Annotated in this window: 20 protein-coding genes and 1 riboswitch; of the genes, 17 read left to right on the top strand and 3 right to left on the bottom strand. The window is 62.7% G+C overall.

The features are described from left to right. Positions 1-13: 13 nt before the first annotated feature. Positions 14-1171, bottom strand: coding sequence for an MFS transporter (locus tag ACQCST_RS12670; protein WP_426999172.1), 1158 nt, complete (start codon positions 1169-1171; stop codon positions 14-16). 316 nt (positions 1172-1487) lie between these two features. Here ACQCST_RS12670 and ACQCST_RS12665 point away from each other — a divergent pair, with 316 nt between their 5' ends. Further along, positions 1488-2843 carry an ammonium transporter gene (locus tag ACQCST_RS12665; RefSeq protein WP_426996115.1) on the top strand — a complete coding sequence of 452 codons (1356 nt, stop codon included), beginning with the start codon at positions 1488-1490 and terminating at the stop codon, positions 2841-2843. Then, positions 2840-3178: a P-II family nitrogen regulator gene (locus ACQCST_RS12660; protein WP_015937412.1), complete on the top strand. Its 339-nt coding sequence runs from the start codon at positions 2840-2842 to the stop codon at positions 3176-3178. Before ACQCST_RS12665 ends, ACQCST_RS12660 begins: the two co-directional genes overlap by 4 nt. Positions 3179-3282: 104 nt before the next feature. On the opposite strand, the gene ACQCST_RS12655 is transcribed toward ACQCST_RS12660, so the two are convergent. Continuing rightward, on the bottom strand, positions 3283-4689 hold the full coding sequence (locus tag ACQCST_RS12655; RefSeq protein ID WP_426996114.1) for a glucose-6-phosphate dehydrogenase: 1407 nt from the start codon (positions 4687-4689) through the stop codon (positions 3283-3285). A gap of 150 nt (positions 4690-4839) precedes the next feature. Between ACQCST_RS12655 and ffh the strand changes: the two genes are divergently transcribed. Together ffh and ACQCST_RS12645 are read left to right on the top strand one after the other, a co-directional pair. Beyond that, a complete protein-coding gene (ffh, locus tag ACQCST_RS12650; protein WP_426996113.1) occupies positions 4840-6420 on the top strand; it encodes a signal recognition particle protein in 1581 nt (526 codons plus the stop codon). A gap of 55 nt (positions 6421-6475) precedes the next feature. Then, positions 6476-7048: an alpha/beta fold hydrolase gene (locus ACQCST_RS12645; protein ID WP_426996112.1), complete on the top strand. Its 573-nt coding sequence runs from the start codon at positions 6476-6478 to the stop codon at positions 7046-7048. A gap of 81 nt (positions 7049-7129) precedes the next feature. Here ACQCST_RS12645 and thiC read toward each other — a convergent pair whose 3' ends face one another. Continuing rightward, a complete protein-coding gene (thiC, locus tag ACQCST_RS12640; RefSeq protein WP_426996111.1) occupies positions 7130-8974 on the bottom strand; it encodes a phosphomethylpyrimidine synthase ThiC in 1845 nt (614 codons plus the stop codon). Beyond that, a riboswitch (TPP riboswitch) is annotated at positions 8969-9076 on the bottom strand. Its footprint overlaps the gene before it by 6 nt. Positions 9077-9136: 60 nt before the next feature. On the opposite strand from thiC, the gene ACQCST_RS12635 reads away from it, so the two are divergent. The 13 genes from ACQCST_RS12635 (at position 9137) to ACQCST_RS12575 (ending at position 17928) form a co-directional block, all read left to right on the top strand. Next, positions 9137-9637: a GNAT family N-acetyltransferase gene (locus ACQCST_RS12635; RefSeq protein WP_426996110.1), complete on the top strand. Its 501-nt coding sequence runs from the start codon at positions 9137-9139 to the stop codon at positions 9635-9637. Positions 9638-9647: 10 nt separating this feature from the next. Beyond that, positions 9648-10730, top strand: coding sequence for an amidohydrolase family protein (locus ACQCST_RS12630; protein ID WP_426996109.1), 1083 nt, complete (start codon positions 9648-9650; stop codon positions 10728-10730). 79 nt (positions 10731-10809) lie between these two features. Beyond that, a complete protein-coding gene (locus ACQCST_RS12625) occupies positions 10810-11685 on the top strand; it encodes a VOC family protein (protein ID WP_426996108.1) in 876 nt (291 codons plus the stop codon). A 99-nt stretch (positions 11686-11784) separates the two neighbouring features. Continuing rightward, entirely contained in the window at positions 11785-12222 is a 438-nt protein-coding gene (locus ACQCST_RS12620; RefSeq protein WP_426996107.1) for a hypothetical protein, read from the top strand. A 223-nt stretch (positions 12223-12445) separates the two neighbouring features. Next, positions 12446-12859 (top strand): 30S ribosomal protein S16, encoded by a 414-nt coding sequence (rpsP, locus tag ACQCST_RS12615; protein ID WP_426996106.1) that lies wholly within the window; start codon positions 12446-12448, stop codon positions 12857-12859. 1 nt (position 12860) lies between these two features. Further along, positions 12861-13103, top strand: coding sequence for an RNA-binding protein (locus ACQCST_RS12610; protein ID WP_076802241.1), 243 nt, complete (start codon positions 12861-12863; stop codon positions 13101-13103). Between the two features lie 125 nt (positions 13104-13228). Next, entirely contained in the window at positions 13229-13822 is a 594-nt protein-coding gene (gene rimM / locus ACQCST_RS12605; protein ID WP_426996105.1) for a ribosome maturation factor RimM, read from the top strand. Then, a complete protein-coding gene (gene trmD, locus ACQCST_RS12600; protein ID WP_426996104.1) occupies positions 13823-14629 on the top strand; it encodes a tRNA (guanosine(37)-N1)-methyltransferase TrmD in 807 nt (268 codons plus the stop codon). Positions 14630-14903: 274 nt separating this feature from the next. Next, complete coding sequence (gene rplS / locus ACQCST_RS12595; RefSeq protein WP_426996103.1) at positions 14904-15281, top strand: 50S ribosomal protein L19; 378 nt, start codon at positions 14904-14906, stop codon at positions 15279-15281. Positions 15282-15363: 82 nt separating this feature from the next. Next, positions 15364-16041 carry a signal peptidase I gene (lepB, locus tag ACQCST_RS12590; protein WP_426996102.1) on the top strand — a complete coding sequence of 226 codons (678 nt, stop codon included), beginning with the start codon at positions 15364-15366 and terminating at the stop codon, positions 16039-16041. Then, positions 16042-16854: a signal peptidase I gene (lepB, locus tag ACQCST_RS12585; RefSeq protein WP_426996101.1), complete on the top strand. Its 813-nt coding sequence runs from the start codon at positions 16042-16044 to the stop codon at positions 16852-16854. Positions 16855-16856: 2 nt separating this feature from the next. After that, positions 16857-17534 carry a ribonuclease HII gene (locus ACQCST_RS12580; protein WP_426996100.1) on the top strand — a complete coding sequence of 226 codons (678 nt, stop codon included), beginning with the start codon at positions 16857-16859 and terminating at the stop codon, positions 17532-17534. Positions 17535-17601: 67 nt separating this feature from the next. Next, positions 17602-17928 carry a DUF2469 domain-containing protein gene (locus ACQCST_RS12575; protein WP_426996099.1) on the top strand — a complete coding sequence of 109 codons (327 nt, stop codon included), beginning with the start codon at positions 17602-17604 and terminating at the stop codon, positions 17926-17928. The last annotated feature ends 16 nt before the right edge of the window (positions 17929-17944 follow it).

The raw sequence follows: 17944 nt of genomic DNA, 5'->3' as shown, positions 1-17944 counted from the left end.
CCAGCCAGACGGGTCAGTCGGCCAGCTGATCCGGGCGCCGCATGGTCTCCCGTGCCAGCATCCAGGCTGCGGCTGAGACCAGCAGCACACCGCCGGTGACGGCAAATGCCCAGCCGTAGCCCAGTTCATCCGCAAGCACACCAGCCAGGACAGGCCCAATGATGGCTCCGATGTCTGCCGTCATCTGATACACCGCCAGTACCCGGCCGCCTGTTCGTTCGCGCCCGATCACATCGGCGATGGCCGCCTGCTGCGCTGGGCCAAGCAGGCCGGATCCGATGCCGGCGACGGCAGATGCGGCAAGGAACCAGCCAAGCTCCTGGGTCAGGCCGATGGCCGCGGTGGCTGCCCCCGTGACCAGTAAACCGGATATCATCATGGGCCTGCGCCCGAGGCTGTCCGCCAGACGGCCGGAGAATGTCAGGGCCAGGGCATTTCCTCCTGCAAAAACTGCCAGCGCCATGCCCGCTGCTTCAGGACCGGAGCCCAATGCCGCCACGGCAAAAAGCGGGACAGTGGCCATCCGGACGCCGAACGTCGCCCAGCCGTTGGCGAAGCTGGAAAACAATGCTGCCCGGTAGGTACCCAGGTGCATGGCCTCCCGGAGCTTCATCTCACCGGATGGCCCACCCTGCAGCCTCGACGTGGCAGAGGTGTGGCTCAGCTGTGTCTGGACCACAATGGCAGCCAGGACCAGGGCGGCTGCATACGCCAGAAAAGGAATGCGCAGCCCGAATCCGGCCAGCAGCCCGCCCACGACCGGACCGTAGACGTTCCCGATCAGAAACGCGGAAGCATAGGCTCCGGAAACGCGTCCCCGGCTTTCCGGCGGTGCCAGCCTGATGACCAGCGCCATGGACGCCACGGTGAACATCACAGAACCGGCGCCGCCGAGCCCGCGGAAAACCAGCAGCTGCCAGTAGTCCTGGGCGAATGCGCAGGCTGCTGTCGACGCAGCCACTATCAGCAGGCCTGCCACATAGACGGGACGTTCCCCGAGACGGCCGATCAAGGCGCCACCCGCCGGGGCGAACACCAACCGCATGAGCGCAAAAATGCTCACAATCACGGCGACGGCCGTGGCTCCGACGTCGAACGTTGTGGCGAACTGGGGCAGCACGGGTGCCACCAGACCAAATCCCAGGGCGATCAGGAACGCCGCTGCGAGCATCACCTTGATATCGCGGGGCAGCCTCGACCTTATAGTCACTGATCCGGCAGCGGGCCGGGAATTTCCGGCGGCAGTACGGGGACGGGGGATCATGGTGCTGTTGTCCTTGCCATGGGGTGGAGTGCACTGATGGTGAAGCTCTGAAACATAACCGTAACAAGACAGATATGCACCATTTACTTCCGGGAGGTTGTTGTAACAACCCGGCAATGTAAATCCTCTGCTGGCGAAACACAGCGCGACCAGACTCTTCTTAGAACGCAAAAGGCGTTGGCAAGCGGAAAATTCCGCACTAAAGCAAGAGAGGACGTGGACCATGGAACTCACCGCAGGTCTCGTTTGGCTCCTGGTCGCTTCAGCACTAGTGCTGTTCATGACCCCGGGCCTGGCATTCTTCTACGGCGGCATGACTCGCGCCAAATCCGCTTTGAACATGATGATGATGAGCTTCGTCGCCATCGGAACCGTTGGCATCATGTGGGTTCTGTGGGGCGCTTCGATGGCCACGAGCAATGAAGACAACTTCTTCCAGATCTTCGCAAACCCGTTCAGCCACTTCGGGCTGCACAATTTCACCGACCCCGCGGATCTGCTCAAGGTAGGCTACGCTGCCACCTTCGCCATCATCACGGTGGCACTGATCTCCGGAGCGGTCGCCGATCGCGCAAAATTCTCGGCATGGGTTATCTTCACCCCCATCTGGGCAACACTGGTCTACGCCCCGCTGGCATACATGGTCTGGGGCGGGGGGCTCTTCTCCAAGGACGGTTGGTTCGGTCAGACTTTCGCTCCGGTGATTGACTTCGCCGGTGGCACTGTGGTCCACATCAATGCCGGTGTGGCCGGCCTGATCCTTGTCCTGATCATCGGTAACCGCAAGGGCTTCGGCAAGGACCCGAACCACCGCCCCCACAACGTCCCGTTCGTTATGCTGGGTGCTGCAATTCTCTGGTTCGGCTGGTTCGGATTCAACGCCGGTGCAGCTGCCACTGTTGAGCAGGCCGGCCTCATCTGGATCAACACACTCGCAGCCCCGGCGGCTGCAATGCTCGGCTGGCTTGCAGTGGAGCGCTTCCGCGACGGTCACCCGACTTCGCTCGGCGCCGCGTCGGGCGTCGTCGCCGGGCTGGTCGCTATTACCCCGGCCTGCGCCAACGTCTCACCACTGGGTGCCATCGCCCTCGGGGTAGCCGCAGGTGTCGCCTCTGCTCTCGCCGTCGGTCTGAAGTTCAGGCTCGGCTACGACGACTCGCTCGACGTCGTCGGCGTCCACCTGGTCTCAGGTGTTATCGGCACAGTGGCCATCGGCTTCCTCGCAACGCCTACCCAGGGCCCGGCGGGTCTCTTTTACGGCGGAGGCACCAGCCAGCTCGTTGCTCAGGCTCTCGCGGCAGCCATGTCCATCATCTTCACTGCCGTCATGACCTTCATCATCGCCTTCCCGATTCACAAGACCATGGGCTTCCGAGTCTCCCAGGAGCAGGAAACTGTTGGGGTTGACCTCAGCCTGCACGCTGAGACGGCCTACGAGTTCGGAGTTGGCGGCCAGGGTGGAAGCTTCCAGCCGCTGCACGAACTGATCACGGGTAAGAGCCGCCAGTTCGAGGATCCTGCCCCGGTTGCCAGCCAGAAGTCCAAGGCAGACGCCGGCAAGGAAAGCGTGGGGGCATGAAACTGATTACAGCAATCGTCCGGCCGGAAAAGCTGGAGGCCATCCGTGAAGGACTGGAGGCCTACGGTGTCCAGGGTCTGACGGTCAGCGCGGCCAGCGGCTACGGACGCCAGCGCGGCTACACCGAGGTTTACCGCGGAGCCGAATACAACGTGGACCTCTTGCCGAAGATCCGGGTTGAGGTGCTGGCCACCGACGAACAGGCCGACGACATCCTGGATGTCATCATCGCCAGCTCCAACACGGGACGCGCCGGTGACGGCAAGGTGTGGACGATGGATGTTTTTGAGGCGGTCAGGGTGCGCACTGGGGAACGCGGCGTAGCAGCCATCTAGCCACCGTCCTGGAAACGTTCCAGAACAAAGTAGAGCGGGCCGGGTACCTGGAAAGGTATCCGGCCCGCCCTTCATTGTTGGGGGTTCAGTCCGTTCCGCAGGCGTCAATCCTGCGGTGCAGCGGAAGATGGCCAGTTCTCCGGGCCTGAAGTGCCGGCGTCGTATTCCTCAAGCGGAACGGTTCCCCGGAACCATGCCTTGAGAACAGGCTCAACGATCCGCCAGCAGTCCTCGGCGGTGTCGCCGCGGACTGAAAGCAGGGGATCACCGGTAAGTACGCCGTCAAGGACTTCGCCGTAAGGAAGCAGCTCGGAGGCGTTGAGTTCCGCATTCAGCGTGGTGCGGTCCAGAGTGAAGATGTTGCCCGGGCCGTTTACATCGACGTCCAGCTGCAGGGTGTCCGGACCGAAGCCGATCCGGAGCTGATTGGGCGAGTCGACGCCGGAGAAACCCGTGGGCAGGTGCGGAACCCGCCTGAAAGTGACCACACCTTCCTTCCGTTTGTCACCAATCGCCTTACCGGAGCGCAGAATGAAGGGAACCCCCTTCCACCGCCAGTTGTCGATCTCGATCTGGACCTCAGCGAGGGTTTCCGTGTTCTTTGCCGGGTCCACGCCGTCTTCCTTGGCATAGTCCGGAACTTTCCTGCCGGCAATGCTTCCGGCCGTGTACCGTGCCCTTCGGGTGGACTTCGCGTAGGGGGCCTTGATGCTGCTGGCGCGGAGGACGGCGGATACCGCGTCGCGGAGGTCGCGCTCGCCGATGCTAGCCGGGGCCTCCATGGCCATCAGGGCCATGATCTGCAGCAAGTGGCTCTGGATCATGTCGCGGAGGGCGCCTGCATTGTCGTAGTAGCGGGCACGACCCTCCAGGGCCAGGTCCTCATCGAAGATGATTTCGACCTTCTCGATGTGTTCGCGGTTCCACACTGGCTCCAGGAAATTGTTCGCGAAGCGCAGGCCCAGGATATTCAGGACGGTTGCCTTACCCAGAAAATGGTCCACGCGGTGGATATGGTCTTCGGGAACCAGCGATATCAGGATCCGGTTGAGATCGCGGGCGGATTCCTCGCTGGAGCCGAAGGGTTTCTCCATCACCAGACGCGTTCCTGCCGGCATCTGGGCGGCGGTCAGCATCGCACAGGCCAGCTGACTGACATGCGGCGGAAGCGCAAAGTACACAGCCACGGGGCCCTCGAGCTCTGCCAGCAAAGACGCCAGGGGACCGTCCGCGGTGACGTCGAGCTGGTGGTAGGTGGTGGTTTTCGCGAGGTCCTTCAAGGCGTTCTTTCCGGATGCGTCCGAGGATACGGATGCTTCGGTAAAGGCCGTATGCACGCGGTTTTGCCATTGCTCAGGAGTCCACGGATCCGAGCCCGCGCCCACCACCTTCAGATCTCCGGCGCGCCCCATGGCTACGAGCCTGGCGAGCCCTGGCAGCAGCAATCGGCCGGTGAGATCGCCGGAAGCTCCGAGGATGAGCAGTGTTTTTACGGTTGTTTGACTGGCCACCATGCCAGCATGCCATCTTGAAGGCCGGTCTTGGTACCCTAGATAGTCGAGTCCCGTTGTCGCGGCAGTTGGTCCCCTGAACAACAGCCACGACACTGGCGCGCCGCACCGGCCGCCATCTGTAGATCCACTGAAAGAAGTGCACGGCGCGTGTTCAATTCACTCTCTGACCGGTTGACAGCAACCTTCAAGAATCTCCGTGGCAAAGGCCGCCTCACCGAGGCGGACGTTGACGCCACAGTCCGCGAGATCCGGCGGGCACTTCTGGACGCTGACGTTGCCGTCTCCGTGGTGCGGGAATTCACTGGCCGCGTCCGTGAACGTGCCCTCGGTGCCGAAGTATCCGGTGCGCTGAACCCAAGCCAGCAGATCGTGAAGATCGTCAATGAGGAACTCGTTGAAATCCTCGGCGGTGAAACCCGCCGGATCCGTCTGGCCAAAACCGCGCCCACCATCATCATGCTCGCCGGCCTTCAGGGTGCAGGTAAGACCACCCTCGCCGGCAAGCTCGCCAAATGGCTGAAGGCCCAAGGCCACAGCCCCATGCTGGTAGCCTGCGACCTCCAGCGCCCCAATGCCGTCACCCAGCTCCAGATTGTGGGCCAGCGCGCGGGGGTTACGGTTTTCGCCCCGCACCCCGGTGCCACCTCTGAACTTGACGTCGCAACCGGTGATCCCGTCGCCGTCGCGCGCGCAGGCGTGGAGGAAGCGCGCCAGAAGCTGCATGACGTCGTGATCGTGGACACAGCCGGCCGTCTCGGTGTTGACACTGAAATGATGGAACAGGCCCGCCAGATCCGTCAGGCCATTGTGCCGAACGAAGTGCTGTTCGTGATCGACTCCATGATCGGCCAGGACGCCGTCAACACGGCGGTGGCTTTCGACGAGGGCGTCAATTTCACCGGCATTGTCCTTTCAAAGCTCGACGGCGACGCCCGCGGCGGTGCCGCCCTTTCGGTTGCGTCAGTGACAGGCAAGCCGGTGATGTTTGCATCCACCGGCGAAGGCGTGGACGACTTTGAGCTGTTCCACCCGGATCGGATGGCGTCGCGCATCCTGGACATGGGCGACGTTCTCACCCTGATCGAGCAGGCCGAGAAGTCCTGGGACAAGGACGAGGCTGCGCGGATGGCGCAGAAGTTCGCCGACCAGGAAGATTTCACCCTGGACGATTTCCTGGCCCAGATGCAGCAGATCCGCAATATGGGCTCCATGAAGAAGATGCTCATGATGATGCCGGGTGCGGCAAGCATGAGGCAGCAGCTGGAGCAGTTCGACGAACGCGAGATCGACCGTGTTGAGGCGATCGTCCGTTCCATGACGCGGCACGAGCGTGTTGCGCCGAAGATCATCAACGGCTCGCGCCGTGCCCGGATCGCGCGTGGCTCGGGGGTGCACGTTTCCGAGGTCAACGGCCTTCTGGAGCGTTTTGCCCAGGCGCAGAAGATGATGAAGAAGATGGCGCAGGGCGGCGGCATGCCGGGTATGCCTGGCATGGGCGGGCCCGGAGGCGGCCGGAAGGCGGTCAAGAGCGCCCCCAAAAAGAAGGCCCGTTCCGGAAACCCAGCCAGGGCAGCCCAGGAGATCCGCGACGCCGAGGCCAAACGCACCAGCGGGCCGAAGTCTGTGCCCACGGGCGCTTCTTTTGGGCAGCAGGGCGGCGCCGACTTTGACCCGTCCCAGCTCAACCTGCCCAAGGGCTTCGACAAGTTCCTCGGCGGGAGCAAGTAGTACGGTCCGCTATGTCGCCAGGCCCGTTGCCACACCGTTGCCATAGGGTTAGCAGATGCTCAAACAGCGCGTAGTTTTCGTCCATGGGACCGGTGCTGTCGGCGCCGCCGCGTGGCCCCGGCAGCACGGGCTGGCATTGGACTTTGACGCACTCTTCCTGCGCCGTGCGGGATATTCCGGGGGTGAGACGTCGGGAGCTTCGGAATTCCTCGCTGACAAGGAAATCGTGCTGGAGGCTCTCGGCTCAGGCGGACACGTAGTGGCTCATGACGGGGGTGCTCCCGCGGCCATGCTTGCCGCCGTCGAACATCCCGAACTGGTCCGGTCCCTGGTCCTGTGTGAACCAGCGTGTCTTTCGCTGACGGCGGGGCTTCCGGTGACGGACTCATATATCGCCCAGCACGGACATGACGCAGAACGTCCCTGGGAAGCCCCGCTGTCCATCGTTCCTGGAGTGCCTACGCTTGTGCTGACTGGCGGCTGGGAGCCCATGTACGAAGAGGTTGCGCACTATCTGGCTGCCACCGGCGCCATCCACCGGACGGCGCCCGGAGCCCACCGCCCGCAGGATTCGGCAGAAGGAGCCGCGCTGGTGAAGCAGTTCCTCCGGCGGCGCAGCAGCCCTTAGCAGTGCCACGCAACATCCGGGGTGCAGATCAGGGGTGATGCCAGCCAGCTCCGGCTGCTGCCCCGATCTGCACCCGGCGGGCTACTCGGGGGCGCCGACGCCTATTGTTTCGGGGAGGTAGACCTTCCCGCCGGACGCCAGGAACTCCTCGCTCTTTTCGCGCATGCCGCTGTAGATTTCGGCAATTGCGGCCTGTGAGTCCGCGGAGCCGTACTCGTCGCGGATGTCCTGGCTGATCTTCATGGAGCAGAACTTAGGCCCGCACATCGAGCAGAAGTGGGCGGTCTTGGCCGGTTCCGCCGGCAGTGTTTCATCGTGGAATGACTCGGCGGTGACCGGGTCCAGCGAGAGCGCGAACTGGTCGCGCCAACGGAATTCAAAGCGAGCTTTGGACAGCGCATCATCGCGTTCGTGGGCGCCGGGGTGGCCCTTGGCGAGGTCGGCGGCGTGGGCAGCGATCTTGTAGGTGATCACGCCGGTTTTCACATCGTCCTTGTTTGGCAGGCCCAGGTGTTCCTTCGGAGTCACGTAGCACAGCATGGCCGTGCCGTAGCGGGCGATCTCTGTGGCGCCAATGGCCGAGGTGATGTGGTCATAGCCAGGTGCGATATCGGTAACCAGCGGTCCAAGGGTGTAGAACGGTGCGCCCTTGCAGAGTTCCTGCTGGCGCTCCACGTTTTCCCGGACCAGGTGGAACGGAACATGGCCGGGGCCCTCCACCATGACCTGGACGTCGAACTCCCACGCACGCTGCGTCAGTTCTGCCAGCGTGTCCAGTTCGGCGAACTGCGCCGCATCGTTGGCATCCGCCGTCGCGCCCGGCCGGAGGCCGTCTCCCAGGGAGAACGCGACGTCGTACTGGGCGAAGATCTCGCACAGCTCGTCGAAGTGCGTGTACAGGAAGTTCTCCTGGTGGTGTGCCAGGCACCAGCCGGCCATGATGGCGCCGCCGCGGGACACGATTCCGGTGACCCGGTTGGCCGTCAGCGGCACGTAGCGGAGCAGCACTCCGGCGTGGACCGTCATGTAGTCCACACCCTGTTCGCACTGTTCAATCACGGTGTCGCGGTAGATCTCCCAGGTCAAGGCATTGGCGTCGCCGTTGACCTTCTCCAGCGCCTGGTAGATGGGCACGGTACCGATCGGGACAGGGGAGTTACGGATGAGCCATTCACGGGTGGTGTGGATGTCATCACCGGTGGACAGATCCATCACCGTATCCGCACCCCACTGTGTGGCCCACTGCAGCTTGTCCACTTCCTCCGCAATGGAGCTGGTGACGGCCGAGTTGCCGATGTTGGCGTTGATCTTGACCAGGAAAGCCTTGCCGATGATCATCGGCTCGGACTCAGGGTGGTTAATGTTGTTGGGGATGATGGCGCGCCCCGCGGCCACTTCATTGCGGACGAGTTCCACATCGCAGTTCTCCCGGAGGGCAATGAACTGCATCTCGGGAGTGACGACGCCTTGCTTCGCGTAGCGCATCTGGGTGACGGTCCTACCGCCGACGGCGCGGCGGGGCACCGGCTGCTCGCCGCGCCACTCCGCGGAAGCTGCACCACGCCGGACGGCGGACTTGCCGTCGTCGAGCAGGTTGCGTTCCCGGCCGCTGTACGGTTCGGTGTCAGCCCGGGCCTCAATCCACTCCGAACGGAACGGCTTGAGCCCCACCACCGGATCGCTGCCGGGGCCGGCAGTCCGGTAGATCTGAAACGGGGCGTTCTTTTGACCGTTGGGTGAAACTTCCAACGCGATTTCCGTGACCGGAACATGGATCCCGGCCTGCTCATCGGAGATATACGCCAGCGAATGAGACTTCAGGGACTGGGTCTGGGCAACGTCATCCCGGACCGTCCCGTTGTAGGCCGCTTCAGGGGTGGCTGTGTCATTGTTTGCTGGGAATTGCGGTGCTGCTTGGGTACTCATTGAATACTCACTTCCTTCGCCGGCATGACCCGGACAGGTTCAACGGTCGCAGGCCGCGTCAGCCCGATCTCAGCCCCTGCAAGGGCACCCGTGTGGTCGTACACGAAGCTACCACACGGCGGCGCAGGGGAAGCTGTCATGGTGCGGTGTTACTGTGGCGGCGTGCATCAGATAAATGGCGTGCAGCGGATTCGAATCGCAACGCCGGAAGACATTTTGTCCCTGCCGCGGCTGGAAACGGCGGCTGACCACTTGCTTGAAACGGAGCTGGGATCCGCGGAGCTGCCGCTTGCGGCGACGGTCCTGAAAGCTGGATGGCTATTTGTACTGGTTGCCGGAGAACCTCCGCTGGGCTTTGCCCGCGTCGACAAAGTGGACGGCCAAGCCCATCTTGAGCAGCTGTCGGTGAATCCCGAGGTTGCCCGGCGCGGGATGGGCCGGGCATTGCTTGAAGCGGCCGTAGTGGAGGCCCGGCGACTTGGTTTCGGGGCGATGACTCTTTGCACTTTCGCGGATGTGCGTTTCAACGCACCGTTCTACGCGTCGTTCGGCTTCGAGGAGTTTCCGGATCCCGGCATTGAAGCCGCCGCACTGCGAGAGCATGAGGCGGACCTCGGCCTGGACCGGCTAGGCCGCCGGGTGATTATGCGTTTGAGGCTTTAGGCTTTTCACCATGGCCGGAATCATCGAATTCAGCGGATCAATCCTCACAGGACCGGAGCAGGAACAGAGCGGACTGTGGTCCGTGGGCGGCAAACTGACCTTCAAGAAACCGGCAGGGCGCCCTGATGTTGTATTGGGCGGGTGGGTGATCCCGGGGTTTGTTGATGCGCATTGCCATATCGGGCTGGGCCCGGGCGGCGCCGTTGAGGACAAGGTGGCTGAGGAGCAGGCCACCGCAGACCGTAACGCCGGCACACTTCTGATACGCGACGCCGGAGCAGCCACCGATACCCGATGGCTGCAACAGCGGCCGGACATGCCGCGGATCATCAGGTCCGGGCAGCACATCGCAAGATCGCGGCGCTATCTGCGGAACTTCGCGGTGGAGGTTGAACCAGAGGGGTTAGTTGAGGCCGTTCGCAAGCAGGCACGTGCGGGCGACGGCTGGGTCAAACTCGTTGGGGACTGGATTGACCGGAGCACCGGTGACCTGTCTGCGTCCTTTCCGGCCGACGTCCTCAAAGCTGCCGTCAGTGCCGCCCACGATGAAGGCGTCAGGGTGACCGCCCACTGTTTCGCCGAAGACACGCTGGACGACATGCTGGACGCCGGCATTGACTGTGTCGAACATGCCACGGGTCTGCTTCCACGCCACCTCCCGAGGTTCGTTGAACAACGCGTGCCGATCGTCCCCACGCTGATCAACGTCGCCACATTCCCGGACATCGCGGATCAGGCGGAGTCCAAGTTCCCGCGCTACGCCGCCCACATGCGCGCACTCTGGGACCGGCGAGCCGAACGGGTGCTGGAAGCCTTTGAGGCCGGAATATCGATTTTCGCAGGGACAGACGCCGGCAGCGTGATCAGCCACGGCAGGATTGTGGACGAGATCCTGGCACTCCATGATGCCGGTCTGCCCGCAACGGCGGCGCTCGACGCGGCTACCTGGGGTGCCCGCGGATGGCTGGGTGCGGAGGGAATTGCCGAGGGCGCCAGTGCGGACGTTGTGGTGTGCACGCAAGACCCGCGGGGCGTCCCGGATACCCTCCGCGAACTCAAACATGTGGTCTTGTCCGGTGAAATCATTCGCTAGGAATAAATTGAAGCTTCAAGTAATTTAACTAGATAAGAGGTCAGCGAAAGACGGTGACCCGCGAGCCCGGGAGAGTTCAATGTCTTCACCAACCAGCAGCCAGGATCTGCTTCCTGCCGATCTGACCATGGGCACCGTGATGCTCAAGGTGGGCGACATGAAGCTGATGGCCGATTACTACCAGCGCGCGCTCGGGCTGGACATCGTGGCAGAGCAGGACGGCGGACTGTACCTGGGGCGGCGACAGAAGCCCCTTGTGCACCTTGCTCCCGCGCCCGGCCTGAATCTCCCGGGACGCGGCGAGGCTGGTCTGTTCCATACGGCGCTGCTTTTTGACGACCAGGCCTCGCTGGCAGCCACCGTGGCCACTGCCGCCCAGTTTGAACCGCAGTCCTTCACCGGCAGCGCCGATCACCTGGTCAGCGAGGCCTTCTACTTCAATGACCCCGAGGGAAATGGCGTCGAGCTCTACTGGGACCGTCCCCGCGAATTGTGGGCATGGGACGGCAAAAAAGTGGTGATGGACAGCCTCGCCTTGCCGCCGCAGCGGTACCTGCAGGAGCACCTGACCCAGAGCTCCGTGGACGGCCAACGGGAGGCGGGCGCCGGCGTCGGACATGTCCATCTCCAGGTAGGCGACGTTCAGTCGGCCCATGATTTTTACGTGGACACCCTTGGCTTCGAGAAGACCGCGGGGTGGCATGGCCAGGCGCTGTTCGTTTCCGCGGGCGGCTACCACCACCACATGGCCATGAATGTCTGGAACAGCCGTGGCGCCGGCCCCCGCCACGACACGCTCGGTCTCGGAGAGGTGCTGATCGAAGTTCCGGCAGGGGACGACGTCGGCGCTCTTGCGGACCGCCTGAAGGCCGCCCGAGTGGAGGCGCACCACACCGGAGCCGAACTGCGCTTCGAAGACCCGTGGCGAAACGGGATCCGCGTCGCGGTGCGCTGACCGGCCAGCCCTTGTGGGTTAGGCTGATTCCGAACGGTCACAGGCAGCTTTTAAGCCTGTCTGGGCTGTCACACCGTCTACGGAATGAGGATGACTTCCATGGGATTCACCGAAATCTTTGTTTCCACACACGATGAAGCGCTCCAGCGCGCAGGAATCCTGGATGGCGGGGGAGCGGCATCCGGCGCGGGCCTGCGCATCCCGGGAATCAGCGACTTTGAAATCGAGCAGCTGGGGGACCTTGCCGGCGCGGCCGTCCATGCCGCCGGAGCAGACTATGAGCTGGCCATGGTGGATGTGGCAAGCGATTCCCTCCTGGGAGTGCCCGCTGCCATGGTGCGTGCACTCGCCGAGCTGCTCAGTTATGAATCTGAAGGTGAAGGCAATGTCCTTGAGGAGGTCGCTGAAAAGTGGGCTGCAGAGGATGACATGCCCTTCGGCGCGGAGGACGCAAAATCCTACGTCCAGCAGCTAGCCGAGCTCGCCAGTGGAATCGACGCAAACGACCGGACCGGACTCTACGTCTGGTCATCCTGATCCAAAGTGCGCCCCAGGGGCGGGCAAATCAGCAAATCAGCGGGCCCTGCGTGTGTCAAGTCGAAATTGCGCCGCTGATCTGGCACAATAAATAGGTACTCGATCTGCGTGGCCCCTCTCTCCGCGTCCGGATCCTGTCCTTAAGAACCCCCTAGTACGGCCCGCCCCACGGGTGCAGAACGCCGGGCTCGACCCCGTTTCAGAAACAGGAGTGACCACAAAAGTGGCCGTAAAGATTCGCCTTAAGCGCTTCGGCAAGATGCGCGCACCGTACTACCGCATCGTTGTCATGGACGCACGCTCCAAGCGTGATGGCCGTGCGATCGAAGAGATCGGCAAGTACCACCCCACCGAAGAGCCCTCATACATTGAGGTCGACACGGACCGTGCCCAGTACTGGCTTGGCGTCGGCGCCCAGCCGTCCGAGCAGGTTGCCGCGATCCTCAAGATCACCGGTGACTGGCAGAAGTTCAAGGGCCTCCCGGGCCAGGAAGGTACCTTGAAGGTCAAAGCCCCCAAGGTTCCCTTCGTTGCTCCGGAAAAGGGTTCCGTGATCATCCCGGAAGCCATCACCAAGAAGGCCAAGGCAGCTGAAGCTCCCGCTGACGCCGAGGCAGAGACCACCGAGGCCGAGTAAGTTGCTGGCAGAAGCGCTCGAGCACCTCGTCCGCGGGATCGTTGACAGCCCTGAGGATGTCAAGGTCAGTGCCAAGAACAACCGCCGCGGGGATACCCTTGAGGTGCGCGTTCATCAGGAAGACCTCGGACGTGTAATCGGACGCCAGGGCCGCACCGCTCGCGCATTGCGCACTGTGGTAGCAGCACTGGCAGATGGCGAGCAGGTCAGGGTCGACGTCGTCGACACCGACCGTCGCCGCTGACGCGACTGCAACACTTGTCTTAAGTCCGGCCCCTTCACCAGCTATTGGTGGAGGGGCCGGACTGTTTTCACCAATGATCCCCAGAACATAACCAATACGGTACATATCCCGGAACAGAGGAACAGATGCAGCTTCAGGTGGCACGAATCGGCAAACCCCACGGCATCCGCGGCGAAGTGACGGTCCAGGTACTGACCGATGCACCCGCGGACCGCTTTGTCGAGGGCACCGAATTTGTGGTGGAGCCGGCTTCCGCCGGACCTCTGACTGTCATCAGTGCACGCTGGAACAAGGACATCCTGCTCCTTGCCTTTGACGGGATTGAAACACGCAACCAGGCCGAAACACTGCGGGGCGCCAAGCTCTTTGTTGAAACCGAAGAACTCGACGACAACGACGACGAAGGCTGGTACGAGCACGAACTCCTGGGCTTCGAGGTGCGTGTGGGAACCAAAGTAGTGGGTAAGATCTCCGGGCTTAACACCCTGCCCGTGCAGGATCTGCTGGTTGTGGAAACTCCGGACGGCAAGGAGATCCTCATCCCGTTCGTGGAGCAGATCGTTCCCGAAGTGAACGTTGCAGGGGGATACATTCTGGTTACCCCGCCCGCGGGGCTTTTTGAGGTCAACGCTGACGACGCCGGTTCGCCCGCGCCAGCAGATGAAGGCGAGGCCATTGAGACTGAAACCGAAGACCCTGAAGCCGGAGATAAAGCGTAGATGAGAATCGACGTCGTCAGTATCTTTCCGGAGTATCTGGCGCCCCTGGAACTTTCGCTGATCGGCAAGGCACGCCAGGACGGACTGCTGGGTCTGTTCGTCCATGACCTGCGGGAATTCACCACGGACAAGCACCGCTCCGTCGATGACACCCCTTACGGCGGTGGCGCGGGCATGGTGATGAAGGCTGAGCCCTGGGCCCAGGCGCTTTCTTCTGTGGCGGCTGCACGCCCGGCAGATGCAGGCAGGCCCGTACTTATCGTCCCGTCGCCTGCAGGGGAGCGGTTCACGCAGGCCCTGGCCCATGAGCTGGCCGAAGAAGACCAGCTGGTCTTCGCCTGCGGCCGTTACGAAGGCATCGACGAACGCGTCATCGAATGGGCGGAAGAACACTTCACCGTGCGCCCCATGAGTCTGGGCGACTACGTTCTCAACGGCGGTGAAGTAGCCGTGCTGGCCATGGTGGAAGCCATTGGCCGGCTCCTGCCGGGCGTTGTGGGCAACCCCGAGTCCCTCGTGGAGGAATCGCACTCGGACGGTCTCCTCGAATACCCGGTCTACACCAAGCCCTCAAGCTGGCGCGACCGGGACGTGCCGGCAGTCCTGTTGAGCGGCAATCACGGCAAGATCGCCCAATGGCGCCGGCACCAGCAGTACCGCCGGACAGCCGAACGGCGCCCTGATCTGCTGGAGACGTTCGACGCCGGGAAGCTGCCCCGCGCGGACCGCACAGCTTTGGCGGATCTCGGGTACGACGTCGTCGACGGTCGACTCAGTGCCCGGCCGGACGCGCACGGCGATTCCTGACCGCCTCTTTCCTGGCCAGGGAAAGCTGATGAAATTACCTAGATGAAGTTGGGGAAACCTAGGTAAATGTGGCAGAATTGATCCTTGTGTCTACTGGGTCCGCACCTGCCACAGGGGGAGCGCAACCAACAGCCGGACACCCCGGTACCGTCAATAAGTGACGGAGCCGGACCAAAAAAACTTTCGACGGTAATTTCCGGCCGGTAAAACGTGTCCGGGCTTGACCGCCGTGACCCAAAGTGAATGACCTGTGGCGTTCGCCAGGAGTGGATTTATGCATATCCTCGATTCCGTAGATGCAGCCTCGCTGCGCAGTGATGTTCCCGTTTTCCGCGCAGGTGACACCCTCAAGGTTCACGTGAACATCATCGAAGGCAAGAACTCCCGCGTCCAGGTATTCCAGGGCTTCGTCCTGGGCCGCCACGGCGACGGTCTCCGCGAGACCTTCACGGTCCGCAAGGTCTCCTTCGGTGTCGGTGTGGAGCGTACCTTCCCGGTGCACTCCCCGATCATCGACAAGATCGAGGTCGTCTCCAAGGGTGACGTCCGCCGTGCCAAGCTGTACTACATGCGTGATCTGCGCGGCAAGGCTGCCAAGATCAAAGAAAAGCGCGACTTCCTCACCACGAAGTCCGCAAAGGCTGCCAAGTAAGTTCTCTGGACTTAAACAGCGGGTCCCCACTCCGTACCCGGCCAGCGCCGGAGTTGTTCGCCCAGTGCACAGGATACGGATTATGGACCAGACAAAACGCCAGCCCAGGAAACTGGGCTGGCGTTTTGCGTTGCTGGCGCTGGCGCTTGCGGTGGCCATCAGCGGGCTGATCCGTTCACTGTGGCTTGACGTCTACTACATTCCCTCCGAATCGATGGAGCCGCTTTTCGGAACCGGTGACAGGATTCTGGTTTCGCGCACCGACTTCAACTCTGAACCCATCCGGCGCGGCGACGCGGTGGTCTTTGACGGCCGTGGCACGTTCGCGCCGCTCAATAGCGGCAATGGTCCGGCACTGGACGCAGTTTCTGCCGCTGGCCACTGGCTGGGGATCACCGGCAGCGAGACCACCTATATCAAGCGCGTGATTGGTCTGCCGGGGGATCATGTCACCTGCTGCGATGCAGACCACCGGCTCACAGTCAACGGTCATCCGCTTGCTGAACCATATCTCTATCATGGAGACGCGCCGAGCCAACAGAACTTCAGCGTGATCGTGCCAGCCGGAAGACTATGGTTACTCGGAGACCACCGCGCAAAGTCGGCCGACTCCCGAAGCCTGCTCGGGGCGCCGGGAGGTGGCATGGTCCCTGTGGACCGGGTGATCGGCCGGCCGGTCCAGATCATCTGGCCGCTTGATAGATTTGGCCCAGTACACCGGCCGCCCGCAGCCGATACAACAACGAAGGACGGACAGTAGATGCCCGAGTCAGACCCCCGGACACCCGATCAGCAGCAAAAATCCATTGCTGCGGAGGGCCCGGATCCGGCAGGACCGGCGTCCCTGCAGGCGGATGGGCAGCTGCTCGAGCCAGCGCACTCCGCTCCCTCAAAACCCTCACGCAGTCCCCTCTTTCTGTGGCTGAAGGAGGTCGCCACCGTTGTGGTGATCGCTGTTGTGCTCTCCTTCCTCATCAAGACGTTTCTGTTCCGGGCCTTCTACATTCCGTCCGAGTCCATGGTCAACACTCTTGACGTCAACGACCGGATTTTCGTTAACCTGCTCGTACCGGAACCGTTCGCCCTCTCACGCGGTGACGTTGTGGTCTTCAAGGACACCAAAGGCTGGCTGGCACCCACTCCGGAGAAGGCCGAAGGTCCTTTCACCTGGGTCCAGAACAGCCTGACGTTCGTTGGCCTGTTGCCGGATAACTCCGAGCAGCACCTGGTCAAACGCGTGATTGGACTCCCGGGCGACCACGTCATCTGCTGCGATGCAGACGGCAAACTCACCATCAACGGATCTCCCCTTTCCGAGACGTACATCAATGCTGCCGAAGTACCTGAGATTCGTAACTTTGATGTGATTGTTCCTGCCGGGAAGATCTGGGTCATGGGCGACAACCGGAACCATTCAGCCGATTCCCGTTCGCATCTGGAGTCCAATGGCGGGTTCATCGATCTGGCGGACATCGAGGGCAAAGCGGCCGTCATCGCCTGGCCGCTGAACCGGCTGACCGCGCTGGACAACTACCCGGATGTTTTCCGCAACGTTCCCGTCTCGGCGGGATAGCTGTGTCCGCCGCACCCACGCTCGAGCATGAGCGGGCTTTCCTTGGGCCCGGTGTACGGTTCCTTGCCGGCGTTGACGAGGTGGGCCGCGGCGCGCTGGCTGGCCCCGTGAGCGTGGGGATCGCCGTCGTCGATCTCCAACAGCAGGACCTGCTGGCAGACGTGCGGGACAGTAAGCTGCTCAAGCCTGCCGACAGGGAGCGGCTTGCCCCCTTGGTCCGGGCGTGGAGTGTGGCTTCCGCTGTGGGGCATGCATCCGCTCAGGAAATCGACTCACTCGGCATCGTGGGCGCCCTGAGGGTGGCCGGCACCAGGGCATGGTTCGAGATCCTGGCCATGGGGATCACGCCGGACGCAGTCCTGCTGGACGGCAGCCACAACTGGCTGTCACCGGCCGCCCAGCCCTCACTTTTCGACGAGGCAGCCGCCATTCCAGGTTGTGATGCGCCGGTCCACACCCGGGTCAAGGCCGACATGCACTGTCTGAGCGTGGCCGCCGCCAGTGTGCTCGCGAAGGTGGAACGGGACCATCAGATGCAGGAACTCCATGGCGAATACCCGGTCTTCGGCTGGAACATCAACAAGGGCTACGGCACCTCCGGCCACCGCGATGCGATCAGGGCTTCCGGGCCGACGCCCTATCACCGGGTGAGTTGGCGGCTGCTCGGATGTGGGGCCTGATGCGGTGTCGGAAGCCGCGGCTTGGGCCAGTGCGCGTGCTGCGCGCTGCATGGTGCAAGATGGAAGCATGAGTGCCGAGGAGCTTGAAAACTACGAAACCGACATGGAGCTCCAGCTCTACCGTGAATACCGCGACGTTGTGGGGTTGTTCAGCTACGTTGTGGAGACGGAGCGCCGCTTCTACCTGGCCAACCACGTGGACCTGCAGGCACGAAGCGCGGACGGCGAAGTCTACTTCGATCTGACTCTGCAGGACGCGTGGGTGTGGGATGTGTACCGCTCCGCCCGGTTCGTCAAGAGTGTCCGGGTCATTACGTTCAAGGACGTCAATGTCGAGGAACTACCGCGCAACGAAGAACTTGCCTTGCCCAAGGACGTCGACCTCGGCAACTGAGCGAGCCGTTCCGCCT

The organism is Pseudarthrobacter sp. N5 (genome assembly GCF_050157035.1).
GTDB lineage: Bacteria > Actinomycetota > Actinomycetes > Actinomycetales > Micrococcaceae > Arthrobacter.
This window is presented reverse-complemented; position numbering and strand designations above follow the sequence as displayed.

Bases quoted from the DNA above. Each gene is read 5' to 3' on its own strand.
- ACQCST_RS12670 (WP_426999172.1), bottom strand. From the start codon at position 1,171: ATGCTCGCAGCGGCGTTCCTGATCGCCCTGGGATTTGGTCTGGTGGCA.
- ACQCST_RS12575 (WP_426996099.1), top strand. From the start codon at position 17,602: ATGAGTGCCGAGGAGCTTGAAAACTACGAAACCGACATGGAGCTCCAG.
- lepB (WP_426996102.1), top strand. From the start codon at position 15,364: ATGGACCAGACAAAACGCCAGCCCAGGAAACTGGGCTGGCGTTTTGCG.
- lepB (WP_426996101.1), top strand. From the start codon at position 16,042: ATGCCCGAGTCAGACCCCCGGACACCCGATCAGCAGCAAAAATCCATT.
- ACQCST_RS12620 (WP_426996107.1), top strand. From the start codon at position 11,785: ATGGGATTCACCGAAATCTTTGTTTCCACACACGATGAAGCGCTCCAG.
- ACQCST_RS12645 (WP_426996112.1), top strand. From the start codon at position 6,476: ATGCTCAAACAGCGCGTAGTTTTCGTCCATGGGACCGGTGCTGTCGGC.
- rimM (WP_426996105.1), top strand. From the start codon at position 13,229: ATGCAGCTTCAGGTGGCACGAATCGGCAAACCCCACGGCATCCGCGGC.
- ACQCST_RS12665 (WP_426996115.1), top strand. From the start codon at position 1,488: ATGGAACTCACCGCAGGTCTCGTTTGGCTCCTGGTCGCTTCAGCACTA.
- ACQCST_RS12625 (WP_426996108.1), top strand. From the start codon at position 10,810: ATGTCTTCACCAACCAGCAGCCAGGATCTGCTTCCTGCCGATCTGACC.
- rplS (WP_426996103.1), top strand. From the start codon at position 14,904: ATGCATATCCTCGATTCCGTAGATGCAGCCTCGCTGCGCAGTGATGTT.
- ACQCST_RS12660 (WP_015937412.1), top strand. From the start codon at position 2,840: ATGAAACTGATTACAGCAATCGTCCGGCCGGAAAAGCTGGAGGCCATC.
- trmD (WP_426996104.1), top strand. From the start codon at position 13,823: ATGAGAATCGACGTCGTCAGTATCTTTCCGGAGTATCTGGCGCCCCTG.
- ACQCST_RS12630 (WP_426996109.1), top strand. From the start codon at position 9,648: ATGGCCGGAATCATCGAATTCAGCGGATCAATCCTCACAGGACCGGAG.
- thiC (WP_426996111.1), bottom strand. From the start codon at position 8,974: ATGAGTACCCAAGCAGCACCGCAATTCCCAGCAAACAATGACACAGCC.